Raw genomic sequence first — 17403 nt, forward strand, 5'->3', positions numbered from 1 at the left:
ATGCGAGCGAGCCGCTGGCCGTACACGTTGCGCACCACATCGTCGCGGGCACGCACCGCGGCTAACGCGACCTCGGCCGGAGTGGACGCCGCGGGAGCTCCGGCACCGCTTTGTGCCGCTGCTCTCCGACCATGGCATTCCACTGGAGATGATCGCTCTGCTGGTCGGTCACAGCAGCCAGGCGACGACCAGGCGGTCTACCGGAAGCAGCTCCGGCTCGTGATCACGAAGGGCGCCGAAGCCATGGACGGCATCTTCGCCGATGAACAGGAAGGGGAGGAGGCAGAGGTGCAGGTAGAGGGCGGCGCGGTTGCCTGATCAACTTCGTTTGGCCCCCGAGCACGACAGAGGCCACATACGGAAATCCGTATGTGGCCTCTGACCAGCGTCGGGGTGGCGGGATTTGAACCCACGACCTCTTCGTCCCGAACGAAGCGCGCTGCCAAGCTGCGCTACACCCCGATGTCGCTGCTTGTCGCGGCGACGACGTTTACTTTAGCCCACTGGTGGCCAGAGGCGAAATCCGGTTTTGGTGCGGCGGCGGATCGGGTTCGGGCGGGTGTGGTCGACGGCTACGAGGAGGAGGGCCAGGGCGTAGAAGGCGAGGCCCAGGAGGAGGGCGTTGGCCAGGACGTGCTTGTAGCCGTGCTGGGAGACGTCCAGGAAGGGGTGGAGGTAGCGGTCGGGGGCGTCGGCGGGGAGCAGTTCACCGCGGGTGAGGGAGAAGACCAGGTAGGCCAGGGGGTAGAGCAGCCATGGTGCGGCCTGGCGCAGGTGGAGGCGGTCGGGCTCGGTGAGCAGGAGCCAGTCCAGGAGGGCGGCGATCGGGGCCGCCGTCAGCAGGATCACGGTGGCCGCCTTCTGCCAGAGCGGGTGGGTGCCGGGCTCGCCCGTGATCGAGAACGCCGGCGACGTGCGGGCCAGGATCGCGTGGTGCACGAGGGCCGTGATCAGGGCGTAGAGCACGGTCGCTCCGGTCAGTGTGGCCGGCAGGGGCTGGCGGGCCGCCCGGGCCCTGCGGGCCGAGAGGAAGAGGACCAGGGCCAGGAGGATGTTGCTCTGGATCGCGAACACGCTCAGGACGCGCGCCGGGGAGCCGAGGTGCAGTTCCACGGCCACCGCGACCGTGATCACCGCGGCGGTGAGGAGGCGGTAGGCCGCCGCCCTGGGGTGGCGGGTGGGCGCCATGACGGCGGTCGGGGGGACGAAGGAGGAGGGCATCAGCTTGACGATGCCCGGGACTGCGGGAAGCTCCGGTATGTCCCGAGGTATGGAAGGCGTCGGAGGGGTCTTCGGCACCTCGGGCGGTTCGGGGGTCTCGGCGGCCATGCCCTCACGGTAGGGAGGGCGGACATAGGGGGCGATTCGGGTAGCCCGTATGGGTTACGTGGGTTACGGATTGCCGTGCGGTGAGAAACCGTCGCTGCCCCGCCCCCAGGCCCGTACCGCTATCGCGTCACTCCCGCCCCACCAGCGTCAGCAGCGTCGCCTCCGGCGGGCAGGCGAAGCGGACCGGGGTGTAGCGGTTGGTGCCGCAGCCGGCCGAGACGTGCAGGTAGGACGTGCTGCCCTCGGCGGTGTGGGTGGACAGGCCCTTCACCCGGTCGGTGTCCAGGTCGCAGTTGGTGACCAGGGCGCCGTAGAAGGGGATGCAGAGCTGGCCGCCGTGGGTGTGGCCGGCCAGGATCAGGGGGTAGCCGTCGGCCGTGAAGGCGTCCAGGACGCGCAGGTACGGGGCGTGCACCACGCCCATCGAGAAGTCCGCCGCGGTGGACGGGCCGCCCGCCACCCTGGCGTAGCGGTCCCGCTTGATGTGCGGGTCGTCCAGGCCCGTCAGCTCCACCGAGAGGCCCTCGAGCTTCAGGGTGCCGCGCGTGTTCGTCAGGTTGAGCCAGCCGGCCGCGTCGAAGCCGTCCCGCAGGTCCTCCCACGGGTTGTGGATCACCCCGACGGCGGGCGCGTTGCCGTTCAGGCCGTGCCGGCCGCTCGTCTTCTCCAGCAGGTAGCGGGCGGGGTTGCGCAGCTTGGGGCCGTAGTAGTCGTTGGAGCCGAAGACGTACGCGCCCGGGAACTCCATCAGCGGGCCGAGGGCGTCGAGGACCTCCGGCACGCCTTCCGGGTCGGACAGGTTGTCGCCCGTGTTGATCACGAAGTCGGGGCGCAGTCCGGCGAGCGAGCGCAGCCAGCGCTGCTTCTTGCGCTGGCCGCCGACCATGTGGATGTCGGAGACCTGGAGGACACGCAGGGGGCGCATGCCGGAGGGCAGGACCGGGACCGTCACCCGCCTCAGGCGGAAGGAGCGGGCTTCGAACCCCGCCGAGTAGAGGAGACCGGCGGCCGCGACCGCCGTGATGCCCAGGGGTACTCCGTATCGCGCGCGCATGTGTCCATCGTCTCAGGCCCACGCCGTGCGGCGGAAATCGCCCGTGGGCTGCCGCGGCGCCAACGCGCGGGCTCCGCCCGGGGATCGGCGTGCCGCCGGGCTCCGTAAATCGGCGCGCGGGAGCCTTGCCGTACCTGCGACAATCAACCTCATGACCACGCTCAAGTCGAAGCTGCACGATGACCTCAACGCCGCGATCAAGGCGCGTGACGAGCTCCGCTCCTCGACGCTCCGGCTGACGCTCGCCGCGATCACCAAGGAGGAGGTCGCGGGCAAGGAGAAGCGCGAGCTCTCCGACGAGGAGGTCCTCAAGGTGATCACCAAGGAGGCCAAGAAGCGCCGGGAGGCGGCCGAGGCCTTCGAGCAGGGTGGTCGCGCCGAGTCGGCCGAGCGGGAGAAGGCGGAGGGCGAGGTGCTCGCCGCGTACCTGCCCCAGCAGATGTCCGACGAGGAGCTGGACCGGATCGTCGCCCAGGCCGTGGCGGAGGCGAAGGCCGCCGGTGCGGAGGGGCCGCGGGCCATGGGCGCGGTCATGAAGATCGTGAACCCCAAGGTCGCGGGCCAGGCCGAGGGCGGCCGTGTCGCCGCCGCGGTCAAGAAGCTTCTGGCCGGCTGACCCGGCCGGTCCTCGGGGACGGACCCGGCTACGTACGACGAAGGGGCGCCGGCCATCCGCCGGCGCCCCTTCGCTGTGGCCGAGGCGCGGGACGGCGTCCCCGCCGCCCGCCCGTCAGGCCACCTGCCCATCAGCCGCGGCGTCCTCCGTTGCCGTTGCCCCGCGGTCCGCCGTTCTGGCCCTGGAAGAAGCCCTCCGGGAGCGTGATGGACGGGTTCGGGAAGGGGTTGTTCCCGCCGTTGTCGCCCCCGTTCCCGTGCCCGTCTCCCCGGCCCCTGCCCTTGTGCTTGTCCTTGTCCTTGTCCTTCTCGGGGTCCGGGATGTTCACGAGGTTGAAGGACGGGGCGTCCTTGCCCGCCAGCGCACCCGACATCATGTCGCGCCAGATGGGGCCGGGGACCTGGCCACCGAAGACCTTCTCATAGGGGGTGCCGCCGATGGTGATGTTGACCATGCGCCGCTGGTGTGCCGGGTCGCCGACCCAGACCGCGCCCGCCATGTTCGGCGTGTAGCCGACGAACCAGGCCGCGAAGCGGAAGTCCGTCGTACCGGTCTTGCCGGCGCTGGCACGGTCGCCGAGGCCGGCCTGCGTGCCCGTACCGTCCTCGACCACACCCTTCAGGAGCGTGTTGACCGTGTCGGCGGTGGTCTCCGACATCGCGCGCGAGCAGGTCGACTTCGGGACGGTCAGGGACTTCTTCTGGTTGCCGGTGGTCTGAGTGATCGACTCTATGGCGATCGGTGTGCAGTACGTGCCGCGGGAGGCGAACGTGGCGTACGCGCTCGCCATGGTCAGCGGCGACACCTCCTGGGTGCCGAGCGCGATCGACGGGTTCTGCTCGATCGGTGTGCCGTCCGCGCGCTGCACGCCCAGCTTGCCGGCCATGTTCTTCACCGGGCAGATGCCGATGTCGCTGATCAGCTGCACGTAGTAGGTGTTGACCGACTTGGCGGTCGCCTCCTTCATGCCGTACGGGCCGACCTCCGACTCGTTCTCGTTGGTGAGATCGAAGCCCTTCGTGTTCACCCAGTTCTTGCCGTCGCAGGCGGCGACCGGGCTCGGGTACGGCATCTTGTAAGGTGAGGAGTACTCCTGAGTCGCGGGCTTGCCGCCCTCGATGGCGGCCGCGGCCACGATCGGCTTGAACGTGGAACCGGGCTGGTAGCCCGCGCCACCGCCCATGGCCTTGTCCACCGAGAGGTTGATCTGGGTCTCGTTCTTGCCGAAGCCGTACGGACGGGACTGGCCCATGGCGAGGATCTTGCCGGTGCCGGGCTCGACGATGGTTGCCGCCGTGGCCACGGCGTCGCTCGCGTTGACGTGGTCGCGGACGGCCTTCCCCAGGGAATCCTGCGCCTGAGGGTCGAGCGTCGTGCGGATCGTCAGACCACCGCGGTTCCAGATCTTCGCCCGGTCCGTCCGGCTCTTACCGAACACCGGGTCGTTCATGAACACTTCGCGGACGTAGTCGCAGAAGAAGCCCGCGCCCCTGATCGCCGTGATGCAGCCGTTGCGCGGCTGGGTGACCTTCAGGCCCAGCGGTTCCTTCTTGGCCTTGTCGGCCTCCGCCTGCGAGATGTCGCCGACACTGGCCATCCGCTGCAGGACGACGTTGCGCCGCTTGGTGGCCTCGGCCTCGTCGTTGACCGGGTCGTAGCGGCTCGGGGACTGGACGATGCCGGCGAGAAGCGCCGCCTCGGGCAGGGTCAGGTCCTTGGCGTGCTTGGAGAAGTAGCGCTGGGAGGCGGCCTCGACGCCGTAGGCCTGCTGGCCGAAGAACGTGATGTTCAGGTAGTTCTCGAGGATCTTCTTCTTGCCCAGGTCCTGCTCGACCTGGATCGCGAACTTCAGTTCCTTGATCTTGCGGCCGATGGTCTGCTGGGTGGCCTCCGCGACCTTCGTCGGGTCGTCGCCGGCCTCCTCGACGAAGACGTTCTTCACGTACTGCTGGGTGAGCGTGGAGGCGCCCTGGGAGACCCCGCCGCTCTGCGCGTTCTTGTTGAGCGCGCGCAGCACGCCCTTCAGGTCGATCGCGCCGTGCTCGTAGAAGCGCGAGTCCTCGATCGCGACGAGCGCCTTCTGCATGTACGGCGAGATGTCCTTCAGCTGGACCACCGTACGGTCGCGGGAGTAGACCTGGGCGATCTGCTCGCCCTTGTTGTCCAGGATCGTGGTCCGCTGACTGAGCGGCGGACGCTTGAGGTTGGCCGGGATGTCGTCGAACCCCGTGGCCGATCCCTTGGCGGCCAGGCCCAGCGCGCCGGCCGCGGGCAGTGCGATGCCCGCCATCACGGCTCCCGCGAGCACACTGACACCGAGGAACTTGGCGGCCTGCTGCGTTGACGACAGACCACCGCCCGAGCGCTTCTTTGGCATGGGGGCAGCCTAATCCGTAGTGATGTGCGATCCGACGGAGCGGGGCTCCTCGGAATGTTCGAATACAGGATCGTGACATCCGAGGGTCGCCGAGCAGGCAACACCTCAACGCGCACGGTGACCTCGCAGGCGCAGTTCGCCACCCCGGCTGTCGAACACGGCCCCCCGGTGCCGCGTGGGGTGTAGCAACGTGAGGCGTCTACGTTCTCATTCGCCGGACACGCGTATATGCCTTGGCCTAAGCTGCTCTCGACTGTCACAGCGGTGCGGCCACGTATCAGTACGTCCGGCAGCTCCGAAACGTTCTGGCTCCGCTCGACTTTTCTGGTCGGCAGGTCCGGATGGTGTCGGGGCGCGCGGTCGGGGCGTGTGGGATACGTGCCTGAATTCGCCCTGTGTGTCATCTGGTGTCCATTGCGGCGCACCGTAACTGCCCCACTGCGCCCGGAATGTCGCGCATGTCGCCAGCTCACTCCCCCGGGTGATCTGCCGCTTACCCATAGTCCGTTCGGGCCATTCAAGATTGGGCCCGCTGGGGGTGTTGCGCCGTGCCCACCTTCCGTAACGTCCTCAACTGGCGGCGGTGAATATGCCGCTGCCGCCGTGGGGGAGCCTCGATTTCGGGAGAGGACGGCGCCGGTATGGGCTGGGTAACCGACTGGAGTGCGCAGGCGGCCTGTCGCACTACCGATCCGGATGAACTGTTCGTTCAGGGAGCAGCGCAGAACAGGGCCAAGGCGGTGTGCACCGGATGCCCGGTTCGCACCGAATGTCTCGCCGACGCGCTCGATAATCGCGTCGAGTTCGGCGTCTGGGGGGGAATGACGGAGCGTGAGCGCCGCGCACTGCTGCGCCGGCGGCCGACCGTGACCTCCTGGCGCCGGCTGCTGGAGACCGCGCGCATGGAGTACGAGCGGGGCGCCGGACTGGTGTCCCTCGCCGACGACCAGGTGTACGAGGACTACGCGGCGGTGGGCTGAGGGGGCTGGCTGAGGCGTCGTCCTTCCTGGGCGGCGGCGCCCTCCCTTCTGGGTGGTCTGCCTTCGGGGGCGGCTGAGTCGTCCTTCCTGGGCGGGCCGCGGTTGTCCTTGTGTTCGTGAGTCCGTGTGTCCGTGGCCGTCCCGCCGCGGGGAGGGGCTGCGGAAGCCCCCGGCGGGCGCCCGTCAGGCGCCCGGCTCGGGCAGCTCGCGGCGGTGTTCCGCGAGCCGGTTTCCGATGTCCCGCAGCCCCGTGAGGTCGTGTACGTCCCCGGGCAGTGCGGCCACTTCGGCCACCGCCACCTCGGGATGCAGGGCGGTGAAGCGGTCACGCGTGCGCTGCTCACGGGAGAGCAGCTGCATGCGCTCGGCATGCAGCCTCAGCAGGCCCGCGGTGACCTGGTCGACGGACGACTCCGGCTCGAAGTCGTCGTCGGCGGGCGCCTCGGGGTCCGCGGGAGGCGCACCGGAATCGGGATGAGCAGCGGGAGAGTCTGAACTGCCGTACGTTTCGGGAGAGTTACGAATTCCAGCTTTCCCGTCCCGCTGATCCACAATGCGGGCCTCCTCAAGATTTTCCGCGGCGGCGAGCGCCCGCTCGGCCGAGAGTTCACCGGCGCCGCTGCCGTGCACCCGGTTGAGCACCAGACCGGCCAGCGGCATCTTCTCCGCGGCCAGTCGCTCGACGAAGTACGCGGCCTCGCGCAGCGCGTCCCGCTCCGGGGCCGCGACCACCAGGAACGCGGTTCCCGGCGCCTGGAGCAGCTTGTACGTCGCGTCCGCGCGGGTACGGAAGCCGCCGAAGGTCGTGTCCATCGCGGCCACGAACGTCTGGACGTCCTTGAGCAGTTGACCGCCCAGCAGCTTACCGAGCGTGCCGGTCATCATCGACATCCCGACGTTCAGGAACTTCATCCCCGCGCGCCCGCCCAGCTTCGCCGGGGCCGTCAGCAGCCGGATCAGCCGGCCGTCGAGGAAGGAGCCGAGCCGCTTGGGCGCGTCCAGGAAGTCCAGGGCCGAGCGGGACGGCGGGGTGTCGACGACGATGAGGTCCCACTCGTCCCGGGCCCGAAGCTGGCCCAGCTTCTCCATCGCCATGTACTCCTGCGTGCCCGCGAAGCCGGCGGAGAGCGACTGGTAGAAGGGGTTGGCCAGGATCGCGGCCGCCCGCTCGGGGTCCGCGTGCGCCTCGACGACCTCGTCGAAGGTGCGCTTCATGTCGAGCATCATGGCGTGCAGCTCGCCCTCGCCCTCGGTGCCCTTCACCCGGCGCGGGACGTTGTCCAGGGAGTCGATGCCCATGGACTGGGCGAGCCGGCGGGCCGGGTCGATGGTCAGGACGACCACCTTGCGGCCGCGCTCGGCGGCGCGCAGGCCGAGGGCCGCCGCGGTGGTGGTCTTGCCGACCCCGCCCGAGCCGCAGCACACCACGATCCGGGTCGTCGGGTCGTCGAGCAGCGGGTCGACCTCGAGCGCGCGCGTGGGTGCCAGATGGCGGACGCCGTCGTGCGCGGGGGCGGAGGTGCGCGCGGTCTCCCGCGCGGGTGCCGGGTCCGGGCTCATGACATCCCCTGCTTCCGCAGCTCGGTCGCCAGTTCGTACAGGCCCGCCAGGTCCATGCCCTCGGCGAGCAGCGGCAGTTCGTGCAGGGGCAGACCCAGCTCGCTCAGCACCGACCGCTGCTCCTCCTCCAGCGTGTAACGCTCGGCGTACTCCTCGGCCTGCTCCAGCAGCGGACCCACCAGCCGCTCGGCGTTCTGACCGCGCTGTCCTCCGCCGAGCCCGGCGGAGGACAGCGACCGGGCGAGCGCGGTGCGCGAAGCGGTCCGTACGAGTTCCAGGTCGCCCGCGTCCAGCACCTGCGGGCGCTCCATGTTCACGATGATGCGCCCCACCGGGAGCCGGGCGGCACGCAGTTCGGCGATGCCGTCGACGGTCTCCTGGACCGGCATCTCCTCCAGCAGCGTCACCAGGTGCACGGCGGTCTCGGGCGACTTCAGCACCCGCATCACCGCCTGGGCCTGATTGTGTATCGGGCCGATCTTCGCCAGGCCCGCCACCTCGTCGTTGACGTTGAGGAAGCGGGTGATGCGCCCGGTGGGCGGCGCGTCCATGATGACGTAGTCGTAGATGAATTGTCCGCTGCGGTCCTTGCGCCGCACCGCCTCGCACGCCTTGCCGGTCAGCAGGACGTCCCTGAGTCCGGGCGCGATGGTGGTGGCGAAGTCGATGGCGCCGAGCTTCTTCAGGGCCCGGCCGGCACCGCCCAGCTTGTAGAACATCTGGAGGTAGTCCAGCAGGGCCAGTTCGGGGTCTATGGCCAGCGCGTACACCTCCCCGCCCCCGGGAGCGACGGCGATCTTCCGTTCCTCGTAGGGCAGCGCCTCCGTCTCGAAGAGCTGTGCGATGCCCTGCCGGCCCTCGACCTCGACGAGGAGCGTCCGCTTCCCCTTCGTGGCCAGGGCCAGCGCGAGGGCGGCGGCGACCGTCGTCTTTCCGGTCCCGCCCTTGCCGCTGACGACCTGGAGCCTGCTCACGTATTCGAGACTAACCAGTTCGCGCTCGGGTCACGCGGGAGGCTGTGGAGAACCGGCGTCGTGGTCGCCCCGTGGCCCGCCGGCGGCAGCGGATACAGTCGGCCACATGACCAAGTGGGAATACGCAACCGTGCCGCTGCTCGTCCATGCCACGAAGCAGATTCTGGACACCTGGGGCGAGGACGGCTGGGAGCTCGTCCAGGTCGTGCCCGGACCGAACCCCGAGCAGCTGGTGGCCTACCTGAAGCGGGAGAAGCAGGCATGAGCGCGGTCGAGGCGAGGCTGGCGGAGCTGGGTCTGAGGCTGCCGGAGGTCGTGCCGCCGCTGGCCGCCTACCAGCCCGCGGTGCGGTCCGGCGTGTACGTCTACACCGCCGGCCAGCTGCCGATGGTGGACGGAAAGCTCCCGGTCACCGGAAAGGTGGGCCTGGAGGTCACCCCGGAGGAGGCCAAGGAGCTGGCGCGCACCTGTGCGCTGAACGCCCTGGCGGCCGTCAAGTCCGTCGCGGGCGACCTGGACCGTGTCGCGCGCGTGGTGAAGGTTGTGGGCTTCGTCGCCTCGGCGGCGGACTTCACCGGCCAGCCGGGCGTCGTCAACGGCGCCAGCGAGCTGCTGGCCGAGGTCCTCGGCGACAAGGGCGTGCACGCGCGCAGCGCGGTCGGTGTGGCGGTGCTGCCGCTGGACGCCCCCGTGGAGGTGGAGATCCAGGTGGAGCTGGAGCCGTAGGCGGAGCCCGGAACCGGCTCTGACCTCGGTCACCTCTCGAACATTCGCGCACCACGGGATAGCCTCCGCCCATGGCGAATGGGCAGTGGTTTCCCCCGGACTGGCCGGACCGTATCCGCGCGCTCGCGGACGGCAGCCTCACACCGGTCGCGCCGAAGCGCGCGGCCACCGTCATGCTCCTGAAGGAGACCGGTTCCGGCCCCGCGGTGCACATGCTGCGCAGACGCGCCTCCATGGCCTTCGCCGGAGGCGCGTACGCGTACCCGGGCGGTGGCGTCGACTCCCGTGACGACGACCACCACGTCCGCTGGGCGGGGCCCTCGCGCGCGTGGTGGGCCGACCGGCTCGGCGTCGACGAGAAGGCGGCCCAGGCGATCGTCTGCGCGGCCGTCCGCGAGACGTACGAAGAGGCCGGCGTCCTGCTCGCCGGCCCCGACGCGGACAGTGTCGTCGGCGACACCACGGGTGCCGACTGGGAGGCCGACCGCGCCGCCCTGGTCGCCCGTGAGCTGTCGTTCGCGGAGTTCCTGGACCGCCGGGGCCTGGTCCTGCGCTCGGACCTGCTGGGGGCCTGGACCCGCTGGATCACCCCCGAGTTCGAGTCCCGCCGCTACGACACCTGGTTCTTCGTGGCCGCGCTGCCCGAGGGCCAGCGCACCCGGAACGCCTCCACGGAGGCCGACCGCACGGTGTGGATCGCGCCCGCGGAGGCGGCGGCCGGGTACGACCGGGGCGAGCTGCTGATGATGCCGCCCACCATCGCCACCCTGCGCCAGCTGGTGCCCTGCGGCAGCCCCGCCGAGGCGCTCACCGCCGCGCGGTCCCGCGATCTGACCCCCGTGCTCGCGCGGGCCCGCCTGGTGGCCGGCGAGGTGGTCCTGACCTGGCCGGGGCACGACGAGTTCACCAAGCACATCCCGAGCGGCACGGCCCGCGCGTGAGCCGCCGCTCCCGCCCGGCCGACGCCGAGGAAGGCCCTCTCGCATGACCGACGCAGCAGCGCTACCCGGTCAGCCCCGGGGCGGTGTACTGGCCGGCCCCGCCACCGCGCGGGCCGTCAACGTCCTCGCGCCCAACGCGTCCCCCATGACCCTGGACGGCACCAACACCTGGATCGTCTCGGAGCCCGACTCCGACCTGGCCGTGGTGGTCGACCCCGGGCCGCTGAACGAGGGCCACCTGGCCCAGGTGGTCGCCACCGCCGAGGAGGCGGGCAAGCGGATCGCGCTGACCCTGCTGACCCACGGCCACCCCGACCACGCCGAGGGCGCCGCCCGCTTCGCCGAGCTGACCCGCACGCGCGTGCGTGCGCTCGATCCGGCCCTGCGGCTGGGCGACGAGGGCCTGGGCGCGGGTGACGTGATCAAGGTGGGCGGGCTGGAGCTGAGGGTCGTACCGACCCCCGGCCACACCGCCGACTCCCTCTGCTTCCACCTGCCGTCCGACCGCGCCGTGCTCACCGGCGACACGATCCTGGGCCGGGGCACGACCGTCGTCGCGCACCCCGACGGCCGTCTGGGCGACTACCTGGACTCGCTGCGGCGGCTCAGGTCCCTCACGGTCGACGACGGCGTCCACACGGTCCTGCCCGGCCACGGACCCGTCCTGGAGGACGCCCAGGGCGCCGTCGAGTTCTACCTCGCCCACCGGGCCCACCGTCTCGCCCAGGTCGAGACGGCCGTCGAGTCCGGCCACCGGACCCCGTCCCAGGTCGTCGCCCACGTGTACGCGGACGTGGACCGCTCCCTGTGGCCGGCGGCCGAGCTCTCGGTGCGCGCCCAGCTGGAGTACCTCCGGGAGCACGGTCTCATCTGACGGCCGACGACGAGCCCCGTCCTGCGGCCGACGACGAGGGCCGACGGCGAGGGCCCCGTCCCGGCCGGGAACGGGGCCCACAGGACCGCGACGGGTCAGCGCGAACGCTTCGCGAGGCGCTCCACGTCCAGCAGGATCACCGCGCGGGCCTCCAGGCGGAGCCAGCCGCGCTGGGCGAAGTCGGCCAGGGCCTTGTTCACGGTCTCGCGGGAGGCGCCGACCAGCTGGGCCAGCTCCTCCTGGGTGAGGTCGTGCACCACGTGGATGCCCTCCTCGGACTGCACGCCGAAGCGGCGGGAGAGGTCCAGCAGAGCACGGGCGACACGGCCCGGAACATCCGAGAAGACCAGGTCCGACATCTGGTCGTTGGTCTTGCGCAGGCGCCGGGCGACGGCGCGCAGCAGGGCGCCGGCCACCTCGGGCCGCACGTTCAGCCAGGGCTGGAGGTCGCCGTGGCCGAGGGCCAGCATCTTGACCTCGGTCAGCGCGGTCGCGGTCGCGGTGCGCGGGCCCGGGTCGAACAGCGACAGTTCACCGATGAGCTCGCCGGGGCCCACGACGGCCAGCATGTTCTCGCGGCCGTCCGGGGACGTGCGGTGCAGCTTGACCTTGCCTTCGGTGACCACGTAGAGCCGGTCGCCCGGGTCGCCCTCGTGGAACAACGAGTCGCCACGTGCGAGTGTCACCTCCGTCATGGAGGCGCGGAGCTCCGCGGCCTGCTCGTCGTCGAGCGCCGCGAAGAGCGGATTGCGCCGCAGAACGTCGTCCACGAGTTCTCTCCTTGTCGACCTGCTCAGAGGATCTTGCTCCCCCGTGTGCCAGGGGTCCGTGTTCCCCATTTTGCCGGACGGTCCAAACAGTGTGATCTGTCACAAGGATGCCGCACAGGTGTGCCCGTTTACGCGGCAGGGGGCCAATCGGGGTCCGATCTCGGGGGTCCGGAGCGGATGTCGGTGCTGGGCTTTAGGCTGGCCGGGTGTCCAAATCGCCGGTGAGAGCGCAGGCCGAGGGGGCTGGGCGGGTGGTTGTACGTGAGGATTCCGCTGTGGGCGAACAAGAGCCCGACGATGGAACGAACATGGCAAAAGCGGCAAAAAGGGCACCCGTGAAGAGGGCAGTACCTGCGAAGAAGGCAGCACCTCGGAAGAAGACGGCCCCCGCCAAGAAGGCCGTGGCCCCGAAGAAGGTGACGGTCGCGCCGAAGAAGGCCAGTGCCGCCGTCGAGAAGGTCGCGCCGGCGAAGACGCTCGCCCCGAAACCGCCGAAGAACGAGTCGCGCACGGCCCTGGTCCGCCGGGCCCGCCGTATCAACCGCGAGCTCGCCGAGGTGTACCCCTACGCCCACCCCGAGCTGGACTTCGAGAACCCCTTCCAGCTGCTGGTCGCCACGGTCCTGTCGGCCCAGACCACGGACCTGAGGGTCAACCAGACCACGCCCGCGCTGTTCGCCAGGTACCCCACCCCCGAGGACCTCGCCGCCGCCAACCCCGAGGAGGTCGAGGAGATCCTGCGGCCCACCGGTTTCTTCCGGGCCAAGACCAAGTCGGTGATAGGCCTGTCCAAGGCCCTGGCGGAGGAGTTCGGAGGCGAGGTCCCGGGGCGCCTGGAGGACCTCGTCAAGCTCCCCGGCGTCGGCCGCAAGACCGCCTTCGTGGTCCTCGGCAACGCCTTCGGCAGGCCCGGACTGACCGTGGACACGCACTTCCAGCGGCTGGTGCGGCGCTGGCAGTGGACCGAGGAGACCGACCCCGACAAGATCGAGGCCGCCGTCGCCGCGCTCTTCCCCAAGAGCGACTGGACGATGCTCTCGCACCACGTGATCTTCCACGGCCGCCGTATCTGCCACGCCCGCAAGCCCGCGTGCGGTGCCTGCCCGATCGCCCCGCTCTGCCCGGCCTACGGCGAGGGCGAGACGGATCCGGAGAAGGCGAAGAAGCTGCTCAAGTACGAGAAGGGCGGCTTCCCGGGCCAGCGCCTCAAGCCGCCGCAGTCCTACCTGGACGCGGGCGGCAGGCCGGCACCGCCGCTGGGGGCCGGATGACACCGGGGCCGGATGACGCGGAACGATCTCGGTGCCGTCGGGCGTTGGACACGGCAGGACGGCGAGGGGAACGGGGGTGGCGATGACGCGGGCGAGTGAGGCGAGCGGGACGCAGGGCGGCTCGGTGGCGCTCAGCACGGAGGGGCTGCCCGGCTGGCTCGGGCCGGTCGTGCGCGTGGCCGAGACGGTCCGGCCGGTCCAGCTGAGCCGCTTCCTGCCGCCGGAGGACGGCGCGGGGCGCCAGTCCGCCGTCCTGATCCTCTTCGGTGAGGCCGAGCGCGGCCCCGAGCTGCTGCTCATGGAGCGGGCCGGCTCCCTGCGCTCGCACGCCGGCCAGCCGGCGTTCCCCGGCGGGGCGCTCGACCCCGAGGACGGCGACCCGCAGGGCGAGGGCCCGCTGCGGGCCGCGCTGCGCGAGGCCGAGGAGGAGACCGGGCTCGAGCCGGGCGGCGTCCAGCTGTTCGGTGCGCTGCCCCGGCTGTACATCCCGGTCAGCGGCTTCGTCGTCACACCCGTGCTCGGCTGGTGGCGCGAGCCCAGCCCGGTCGGTGTCGTCGACCCGGCGGAGACCGCACGCGTGTTCACCGTGCCCGTGGCGGATCTCACGAACCCTGACAACCGGGCCACGACCGTCCACCCCAGCGGCCACCAAGGTCCGGCATTCCTGGTCGAATCGGCCCTCGTGTGGGGCTTCACCGCCGGGATCATCGACCGCCTGCTCCACTACGCGGGCTGGGAGCGGCCCTGGGACCGCGGCAAGCAGGTCCCGCTCGACTGGCGGTCGTGACAGGGTGGGCACCGCGTCGGTGCTGCCGGGGGCGGAACTCCAGGAGGACACAGGCCGACCTGGGGTGATCGGAACATGATGAGGCGAGGCTCGACGCGGTGAACGTGCTGGACATCCTGCTGCTGATCGCCGCCGCGTGGTTCGCGGTCGTGGGCTACCGCCAGGGATTCGTCGTCGGCATCCTGTCGGTGATCGGCTTCCTGGGCGGCGGACTCCTCGCCGTGTACACGCTCCCGGTCATCTGGGACGCGATGACGGACAACACACCGGTCAGTACCACAGCGGCCGTCGTCGCGGTCATCGTCGTGATCGTCTGCGCCTCGGTCGGCCAGGCCCTGACCACCCACCTCGGCAGCAAGCTGCGCGTGTACATCACCTGGTCCCCGGCCCGCGCCCTGGACGCGACCGGCGGCGCTCTGGTCAACGTCGTCGCCATGCTGCTGGTCGCCTGGCTGATCGGCTCGGCCCTCGGCGGGACGACGATACCGACGCTGGGCAAGGAGGTGCGCAACTCCCGGGTGCTGCTCGGGGTCTCCGAGGTGCTGCCCGCGCAGGCCGACACCTGGTTCGCGGACTTCACCTCCGTCCTCGCGCAGAACGGCTTCCCGCAGGTCTTCAGCCCGTTCGCCAACGAGCCCATCACCGACGTACAGCCCCCGGACCCGGCGCTGGCGAACAGCGCCGTGGCCCTGCGCGCCAAGCAGTCCGTCGTCAAGGTCATGGGCACCGCGCGCAGTTGCGGCAAGGTGCTGGAGGGCAGCGGCTTCGTCTTCGGAAACCGCCGCGTCATGACCAACGCGCACGTCGTGGGCGGGGTCGACGAACCCACCGTCCAGATAGGCGGCGAGGGACGGAAGTACGACGCCAAGGTCGTCCTGTACGACTGGCACCGCGACATCGCCGTGCTGGACGTGCCGGACCTGAAGGCGCCGGCCCTGAGGTTCACCGGCACGGACGCGCGCAGCGGCGACGGCGCGATCGTCGCCGGCTTCCCGGAGAACGGGTCGTACGACGTCCGTGCCGCGCGCGTGCGCGGCCGCATCACGGCCAGCGGCCCGGACATCTACCACCGCGGCACCGTGCGCCGTGACGTCTACTCGCTGTACACGACCGTGCGCCAGGGCAACTCCGGCGGCCCGCTGCTCACGACCGACGGCAGGGTGTACGGCGTGGTGTTCGCCAAGTCCCTCGACGACGCCGACACCGGCTACGCGCTCACGATCGGCGAGATCCAGCAGGACATCGCGCAGGGTCGTACCGCGAACCAGCAGGTGGGCAGCGACGACTGCGCGCTGTAGGCCGTGCCGGGTCAGCCGCGGCTGTGACGCAGGCGTACCGAGACCCAGCGCGCTCGGCGGCGCAGGATGCGGGGAATGCCCACCCGTGGATCCGTGTCCGTCAGCGGCGGAGCTCCGCGCTGATGGGAGTTGGGACCGCTCACCGAACGGCGGGTGCCTGCTACGTCGTTGTAGTCGTGCGTCCAGCCCATACCGGGACGTCTGCCCCCGCCCCAAGGTCGATAACCGCCCGCGGACTCCCCAATTGGCCTATGCGCCGGGCAATTGGCAGTTCGCAGGACAGCTGTTCACGTTCGGATACCGGGCGCATCGTCCGGGTCACCGATCCGGTTCGGGGTCCTTCAGCCAGTTGACCAGCTCCGTCGAGAAGGCCACCGGATCCTCCTCGTGAGGGAAGTGGCCGAGGCCATCGAAGAGGCGCCAGCGGTAGGGGGCTTCGACGTACTCGCCCGAGCCGGCCGCGCTGCGGGTGCGCTGGACGGGGTCGAGGGAGCCGTGCAGGTGCAGCGTCGGCACGCGCACGGGCCGCTTCATCCGGCGATAGAACTGGATGCCGTCGGGCCGGGCCAGCGAGCGCACCAGCCAGCGGTACGGTTCGACGGAGCAGTGCGCCGTCGAAGGGATGCACATGGCGCGGCGGTACGTCTCCACCGCCTCATCGTCCGGCAGCCGCGGCCCCGACCAGTCCCGTACGAGCCGGGCCACCAGGGCGCCGTTGTCGGCGGTGAGCTGCCGCTCGGGGATCCAGGGACGCTGGAATCCCCAGATGTACGAATTCGCCGCCGTCTGCCGGACGTCCCCGAGCATCGCCGAACGCCAGCGCCTGGGGTGCGGCATCGAGGCGACCGCGAGCCGACGTACCAGCTTGGGGCGCATCGCGGCCGCCGTCCACGCCAGGTAGCCGCCGAGGTCGTGGCCGACCAGCGCGGCGTCCGGCTCGCCGAGCGAACGGACCACGCCGGTGATGTCGAGGGCGAGGTTGGCCGGGTCGTAGCCGCGGGGGGTACGGTCGCTGCCGCCCACGCCGCGCAGGTCCATCGCGACGGCCCGGAAACCGGCGTCGGCGAGGGCGACGAGCTGGTGCCGCCAGGTCCACCAGAACTGCGGGAAGCCGTGCAGCAGCAGGACCAGCGGTCCGTCGCCGAGCTCGGCGATGTGGAAGCGGGCGCCGTTGGCCGCGACGTCCCGGTGCGTCACCTTCCTGCCGCCGGGCAGGTCGATCCGGACGACCGGCGTCGATTGCGCCGAAGGGGTGGCGGGCTCCGTCATGAGGTCGAGCGTGCCACAGCCTCGATGGCCGCGGGCGAGCGGTCCTCCAGGGCGGCCGGTTCCGGGCGCGGGTGCGGCTTGGCGTTCTGGAGCACCCCGGCCGTCGCCTTCATGGACGCGGCGACCTTCTGCGGGCCCTGGCTCTTCTTCGTCTTCTTCCCGAGGAGCACACCGATCACCACCAGTACGCCGGCGATCAGGCAATTGGCCCCGAAGGACACCAGGAAGCAGAGGGCGAGGTTCCAGTTGGTCCAGGTGTGAACGCCGTACGCCAGCGCGAAGTTGAGCATCGGCAGGGAGAACAGCAGCAGCGCACCGGCCAGGCCCAACACGCTGCCGCTGGCCGCGCCGCGCCTGACGTCCTTGCGCAACTGGGCCTTGGCCAGTGCGATCTCGTCGTGCACCAGTGCCGACATCTCGGTGGTCGCCGAGGCGAACAGCTGGCCGATGCTGCGTTCGGTGCCGACCGGGCTGCCGTCGGGTGCGCTCATCGCGGTCTTCCTCTCCTGCCTGACTTGGGACTGCGTTCCGTCCGGTCTCTGTCCGGCTGCTGTCACTGCCTGACTTCTGCCCGACT

18 protein-coding genes, 1 tRNA gene and 1 pseudogene are annotated in these 17403 nt (G+C 70.7%); 10 read left to right on the forward strand and 10 right to left on the reverse strand.

Going from position 1 to position 17403, the window contains the following annotated elements:
• Positions 1–79: 79 nt before the first annotated feature.
• A pseudogene (locus ABZ818_RS14660) lies at positions 80–318 on the forward strand (site-specific integrase); the annotation flags it as partial.
• 70 nt (positions 319–388) lie between these two features.
• Here ABZ818_RS14660 and ABZ818_RS14665 read toward each other — a convergent pair.
• The 3 genes from ABZ818_RS14665 to ABZ818_RS14675 all read right to left on the reverse strand — a co-directional run bounded on the left by ABZ818_RS14665 (position 389) and on the right by ABZ818_RS14675 (position 2383).
• Positions 389–462, reverse strand: a tRNA-Pro gene (locus ABZ818_RS14665).
• Positions 463–495: 33 nt separating this feature from the next.
• Positions 496–1329: a Pr6Pr family membrane protein gene (locus ABZ818_RS14670; RefSeq protein WP_361414119.1), complete on the reverse strand. Its 834-nt coding sequence runs from the start codon at positions 1327–1329 to the stop codon at positions 496–498.
• A 127-nt stretch (positions 1330–1456) separates the two neighbouring features.
• Positions 1457–2383: a metallophosphoesterase gene (locus tag ABZ818_RS14675; protein ID WP_361414122.1), complete on the reverse strand. Its 927-nt coding sequence runs from the start codon at positions 2381–2383 to the stop codon at positions 1457–1459.
• A 151-nt stretch (positions 2384–2534) separates the two neighbouring features.
• Between ABZ818_RS14675 and ABZ818_RS14680 the strand changes: the two genes are divergently transcribed.
• Complete coding sequence (locus ABZ818_RS14680; protein WP_361414125.1) at positions 2535–2999, forward strand: GatB/YqeY domain-containing protein; 465 nt, start codon at positions 2535–2537, stop codon at positions 2997–2999.
• A 130-nt stretch (positions 3000–3129) separates the two neighbouring features.
• Here ABZ818_RS14680 and ABZ818_RS14685 read toward each other — a convergent pair whose 3' ends face one another.
• Entirely contained in the window at positions 3130–5376 is a 2247-nt protein-coding gene (locus ABZ818_RS14685; protein WP_361414128.1) for a transglycosylase domain-containing protein, read from the reverse strand.
• 641 nt (positions 5377–6017) lie between these two features.
• On the opposite strand from ABZ818_RS14685, the gene ABZ818_RS14690 reads away from it, so the two are divergent.
• Positions 6018–6356 carry a WhiB family transcriptional regulator gene (locus ABZ818_RS14690; protein WP_172632898.1) on the forward strand — a complete coding sequence of 113 codons (339 nt, stop codon included), beginning with the start codon at positions 6018–6020 and terminating at the stop codon, positions 6354–6356.
• 183 nt (positions 6357–6539) lie between these two features.
• Here the strand turns inward: ABZ818_RS14690 and ABZ818_RS14695 are convergent, their stop codons facing one another.
• Positions 6540–7916, reverse strand: a complete 1377-nt coding sequence (locus ABZ818_RS14695; RefSeq protein WP_361414131.1) for an ArsA family ATPase — start codon at positions 7914–7916, stop codon at positions 6540–6542.
• A complete protein-coding gene (locus tag ABZ818_RS14700; RefSeq protein ID WP_361414134.1) occupies positions 7913–8890 on the reverse strand; it encodes an ArsA-related P-loop ATPase in 978 nt (325 codons plus the stop codon). The genes ABZ818_RS14695 and ABZ818_RS14700 overlap by 4 nt, the downstream gene beginning before the upstream one ends.
• A 106-nt stretch (positions 8891–8996) precedes the next feature.
• Here ABZ818_RS14700 and ABZ818_RS14705 point away from each other — a divergent pair, with 106 nt between their 5' ends.
• From ABZ818_RS14705 to ABZ818_RS14720, 4 genes are all read left to right on the forward strand, one after another.
• Entirely contained in the window at positions 8997–9155 is a 159-nt protein-coding gene (locus ABZ818_RS14705; protein ID WP_009189813.1) for a DUF4177 domain-containing protein, read from the forward strand.
• Positions 9152–9616 carry a RidA family protein gene (locus ABZ818_RS14710; protein WP_225076967.1) on the forward strand — a complete coding sequence of 155 codons (465 nt, stop codon included), beginning with the start codon at positions 9152–9154 and terminating at the stop codon, positions 9614–9616. Before ABZ818_RS14705 ends, ABZ818_RS14710 begins: the two co-directional genes overlap by 4 nt.
• Before the next feature lie 71 nt (positions 9617–9687).
• Positions 9688–10557, forward strand: coding sequence for an NUDIX hydrolase (locus ABZ818_RS14715; RefSeq protein ID WP_361414137.1), 870 nt, complete (start codon positions 9688–9690; stop codon positions 10555–10557).
• Between the two features lie 43 nt (positions 10558–10600).
• Positions 10601–11431: an MBL fold metallo-hydrolase gene (locus ABZ818_RS14720; protein WP_361414140.1), complete on the forward strand. Its 831-nt coding sequence runs from the start codon at positions 10601–10603 to the stop codon at positions 11429–11431.
• Positions 11432–11526: 95 nt separating this feature from the next.
• Here ABZ818_RS14720 and ABZ818_RS14725 read toward each other — a convergent pair whose 3' ends face one another.
• On the reverse strand, positions 11527–12201 hold the full coding sequence (locus ABZ818_RS14725; protein WP_100568471.1) for a Crp/Fnr family transcriptional regulator: 675 nt from the start codon (positions 12199–12201) through the stop codon (positions 11527–11529).
• Positions 12202–12509: 308 nt separating this feature from the next.
• On the opposite strand from ABZ818_RS14725, the gene nth reads away from it, so the two are divergent.
• From nth to ABZ818_RS14740, 3 genes are all read left to right on the forward strand, one after another.
• Positions 12510–13472, forward strand: coding sequence for an endonuclease III (nth, locus tag ABZ818_RS14730; RefSeq protein ID WP_361414144.1), 963 nt, complete (start codon positions 12510–12512; stop codon positions 13470–13472).
• 82 nt (positions 13473–13554) lie between these two features.
• Entirely contained in the window at positions 13555–14259 is a 705-nt protein-coding gene (locus tag ABZ818_RS14735; RefSeq protein WP_225076963.1) for a CoA pyrophosphatase, read from the forward strand.
• A gap of 98 nt (positions 14260–14357) precedes the next feature.
• On the forward strand, positions 14358–15557 hold the full coding sequence (locus ABZ818_RS14740) for a MarP family serine protease (RefSeq protein ID WP_361414147.1): 1200 nt from the start codon (positions 14358–14360) through the stop codon (positions 15555–15557).
• A gap of 11 nt (positions 15558–15568) precedes the next feature.
• On the opposite strand, the gene ABZ818_RS14745 is transcribed toward ABZ818_RS14740, so the two are convergent.
• The 3 genes from ABZ818_RS14745 to ABZ818_RS14755 form a co-directional block, all read right to left on the reverse strand.
• Positions 15569–15748: a hypothetical protein gene (locus ABZ818_RS14745; protein WP_361414150.1), complete on the reverse strand. Its 180-nt coding sequence runs from the start codon at positions 15746–15748 to the stop codon at positions 15569–15571.
• Between the two features lie 127 nt (positions 15749–15875).
• On the reverse strand, positions 15876–16826 hold the full coding sequence (locus ABZ818_RS14750; RefSeq protein ID WP_361414153.1) for an alpha/beta hydrolase: 951 nt from the start codon (positions 16824–16826) through the stop codon (positions 15876–15878).
• Positions 16823–17317 (reverse strand): phage holin family protein, encoded by a 495-nt coding sequence (locus tag ABZ818_RS14755; RefSeq protein ID WP_361414156.1) that lies wholly within the window; start codon positions 17315–17317, stop codon positions 16823–16825. Before ABZ818_RS14755 ends, ABZ818_RS14750 begins: the two co-directional genes overlap by 4 nt.
• Positions 17318–17403 lie beyond the last annotated feature (86 nt).

Source organism: Streptomyces sp. NPDC047453 (genome assembly GCF_040643155.1).
Taxonomy (GTDB): Bacteria; Actinomycetota; Actinomycetes; order Streptomycetales; family Streptomycetaceae; genus Streptomyces.

Coding starts and splice junctions, on each gene's coding strand:
- ABZ818_RS14670 (WP_361414119.1), bottom strand. CDS start 1,329: ATGGCCGCCGAGACCCCCGAACCGCCCGAGGTGCCGAAGACCCCTCCG.
- ABZ818_RS14675 (WP_361414122.1), bottom strand. CDS start 2,383: ATGCGCGCGCGATACGGAGTACCCCTGGGCATCACGGCGGTCGCGGCC.
- ABZ818_RS14680 (WP_361414125.1), top strand. CDS start 2,535: ATGACCACGCTCAAGTCGAAGCTGCACGATGACCTCAACGCCGCGATC.
- ABZ818_RS14685 (WP_361414128.1), bottom strand. CDS start 5,376: ATGCCAAAGAAGCGCTCGGGCGGTGGTCTGTCGTCAACGCAGCAGGCC.
- ABZ818_RS14690 (WP_172632898.1), top strand. CDS start 6,018: ATGGGCTGGGTAACCGACTGGAGTGCGCAGGCGGCCTGTCGCACTACC.
- ABZ818_RS14695 (WP_361414131.1), bottom strand. CDS start 7,916: ATGAGCCCGGACCCGGCACCCGCGCGGGAGACCGCGCGCACCTCCGCC.
- ABZ818_RS14705 (WP_009189813.1), top strand. CDS start 8,997: ATGACCAAGTGGGAATACGCAACCGTGCCGCTGCTCGTCCATGCCACG.
- ABZ818_RS14710 (WP_225076967.1), top strand. CDS start 9,152: ATGAGCGCGGTCGAGGCGAGGCTGGCGGAGCTGGGTCTGAGGCTGCCG.
- ABZ818_RS14715 (WP_361414137.1), top strand. CDS start 9,688: ATGGCGAATGGGCAGTGGTTTCCCCCGGACTGGCCGGACCGTATCCGC.
- ABZ818_RS14720 (WP_361414140.1), top strand. CDS start 10,601: ATGACCGACGCAGCAGCGCTACCCGGTCAGCCCCGGGGCGGTGTACTG.
- nth (WP_361414144.1), top strand. CDS start 12,510: ATGGCAAAAGCGGCAAAAAGGGCACCCGTGAAGAGGGCAGTACCTGCG.
- ABZ818_RS14735 (WP_225076963.1), top strand. CDS start 13,555: ATGACGCGGGCGAGTGAGGCGAGCGGGACGCAGGGCGGCTCGGTGGCG.
- ABZ818_RS14745 (WP_361414150.1), bottom strand. CDS start 15,748: ATGGGCTGGACGCACGACTACAACGACGTAGCAGGCACCCGCCGTTCG.
- ABZ818_RS14750 (WP_361414153.1), bottom strand. CDS start 16,826: ATGACGGAGCCCGCCACCCCTTCGGCGCAATCGACGCCGGTCGTCCGG.
- ABZ818_RS14755 (WP_361414156.1), bottom strand. CDS start 17,317: ATGAGCGCACCCGACGGCAGCCCGGTCGGCACCGAACGCAGCATCGGC.